Genomic DNA, 2,376 nt, shown 5'->3' on the forward strand with positions numbered 1-2,376 from the left:
GCACACCGAAACTCAGAGAAATAGGGACCATAACCGGAACTCACATCAACAGGGTCGTTTCTATCTTCATTAACCTTATGTCCTTTATTTCTGTATAAATTGATGCCGTTTGAATTTGGAATTGCTGGGGACTGTAAGATATTTATTCTGGTATTGTAAATCCTTAGCATTCATCGACTGCGCAGCTTCAATCTCACGATGGAATCTCAGCGCATGCTCAGCTTTCTTGCTATCTACCGTATCAATTGTTAAATCAGCAATACGCCTATATGCTCCATCAACGCTGACCATCTCATAAATAGGGAGTAGTTGATAAACAGAAGTAAATGACCGCATTACATCTGTTAAATCTACAAATAATTTCTTATAGCCATTTACGAGAAAGTTTAGTGCATTAACTGAGCCACGATATGGAGTCCCGAACGTAACAAGGGCACGGCAGCTTTGCCACCCCTCCAAAACCTCCAAGTAATGGCGAGCAACTAACCCTCCCATACTGTGAGCAATGAGAATAACCTTAGCAGTTTTACCTGCTCCGCTAGCTTCCTGCCATGCAGGTAGTTTTTGCTGAATAAGGCGCTTTAACTGACGAGCTGCAACTCGATTGTCGCGTCGCCAGTCATAGGGTAATTCAAAGTAATTCTTGCCTGCGACCAGATTAAATTCCTGCTTTAAGCGTTCAGCTACAGCTGTATAGCCATCAATTTTAACCAATCCTGGAACAAAGTGAGCATCTTGAACTAGCCGAGTAGCTTTAATACCATCTCCTAAATCATCTAGTTCAGGATCATCTTCCTCTAGTTTAAGGTCTTGTAGAGATGAGCTTAGACTAGAGGAGAACTCCCAGAATGCTTGTCCCGAAAGCGCCCATAGGTCTTTACCATTCTTCTGTAAAACGCTTCCAGTAATGCCAGGCAAAAGAACTACAATATCTCGCATAGAATGCTCCAAGAACAATAAAACTACTACTCCACATGGATCTCGTCTCTTGTAAGTATTTTGATTAATTTGCTATGCGCTCATACCGTTTTTCATACAAAATAATGAGTGTTTCAACTTTTTTAGCTAATTTTCAAAGGCTGATAGACTCTATAGCTCAGAACACTCCCGAGTCTCTAACAAGTAAAAATGGCTTGATATTCTGCATCGCTTGCTTTGGTTAAGAGATGCCACAGTTATAGCAAATGATCGAAATTGCCTGAAAGATACCGATACTGATCACAGATATCACGGCAAAGCAATCTACCACTCATCAACTTTTTTCAATATGAAACAGCCAGATTCGGGGTTAATACTTTGTATCTTGACGGCAACAGATTTTTGTTTTACTTTCAATTAATGCCGTGATCACACGGCTGACTAGAACCTAATAATTTGGCACCATCGGCAGGTGCTCGTAACACCTGACCGACGGCTAACCCCCAGAAAGCACGCGCCAATCTGGAGGCTGGGTACTATTATGTCTCAGCCACCTCGATTAGCAAAACTATTTGCGGGTGGCTGAATTCTTAGGTTCTGGCTTTCCTACCCTCAACGCCTCTCCCCGTGAGAGGTCAAAGGGCTGTATCCAATCGGAGAACCAGAACCCATGTTTCAAGACAATTCCCAAAACACGCCTAACCAACCGCCTGCCGACGGCATCCTGCCCGAGTATCAGTACGAAACCATCAACCACACCCTGCTCGGCAGCCTCACCGCCATCCGCAATACCATCGCCCTGCTCCATAAGCTCCACTATGCCGAACCCAACGACTGGAGCAAACCCCTGCCCACCGGGCGACCAGACGAAATGATGGCCATTCTGACCAAACGGGTAAGGGTGGATTAAACACCTTGGTGGGTTGGGTTTAGCGGCGGCAATATGAGAAATGTTGGGTTTCGCTAAACTCAACCTCTACCAGGGTGATCAGACGCAGCGATTGACTTAACGACTAATTAACGGATCGTCTTGATAATCGGCATCTAAAAAATACATACCGATCGATGGATTGGCCGCTACTACAAAATGAACGGTGCAGCTAAGTGCTACTAGTCCAGCAGCTACGATAAATATCGGCAATACTCTCTCAATCTTGTTCTTCTTTCTCATGATAAAAGGCCTGTAATTGCCCAATGAGAAGGGTTCGTCCCATTGCTTTACTGCAAATTTAAAGGCCTAAAGAGACTTAAACAACAAGATTTTCTGACTAGTTTGCTGTTAGATTCAGCCTCAAAATTGGCATAAACCGGCAAACACACACGGACATTTAGGAGATTGACAGCTGAGATCACAGCCAATCGCTGCATCATAATGTCGGGCTATTTTCCACTAGACCGACGGCACTCTCCTTTGCCATGCTGCCAATTAGAAACCGTAAGGGATATGCAATTAAATAA

Annotated in this window: 2 protein-coding genes; one reads left to right on the forward strand and one right to left on the reverse strand. The window is 44.0% G+C overall.

Features of this window, described 5'->3' with window-relative positions; translation table 11 throughout:
• Positions 1-84: 84 nt before the first annotated feature.
• The gene (locus IQ260_RS29930) at positions 85-939 is read right to left on the reverse strand and encodes a lipase/acyltransferase domain-containing protein (RefSeq protein ID WP_193996696.1); all 855 of its coding nucleotides are present in this window, start codon (positions 937-939) and stop codon (positions 85-87) included.
• A gap of 649 nt (positions 940-1,588) precedes the next feature.
• Here IQ260_RS29930 and IQ260_RS29935 point away from each other — a divergent pair.
• Entirely contained in the window at positions 1,589-1,828 is a 240-nt protein-coding gene (locus IQ260_RS29935; RefSeq protein WP_193996697.1) for a hypothetical protein, read from the forward strand.
• Positions 1,829-2,376: the final 548 nt, after the last annotated feature.

Origin of the sequence: Leptolyngbya cf. ectocarpi LEGE 11479, from assembly GCF_015207065.1 — a bacterium.
Lineage (GTDB): Bacteria > Cyanobacteriota > Cyanobacteriia > Phormidesmidales > Phormidesmidaceae > Leptothoe > Leptothoe ectocarpi.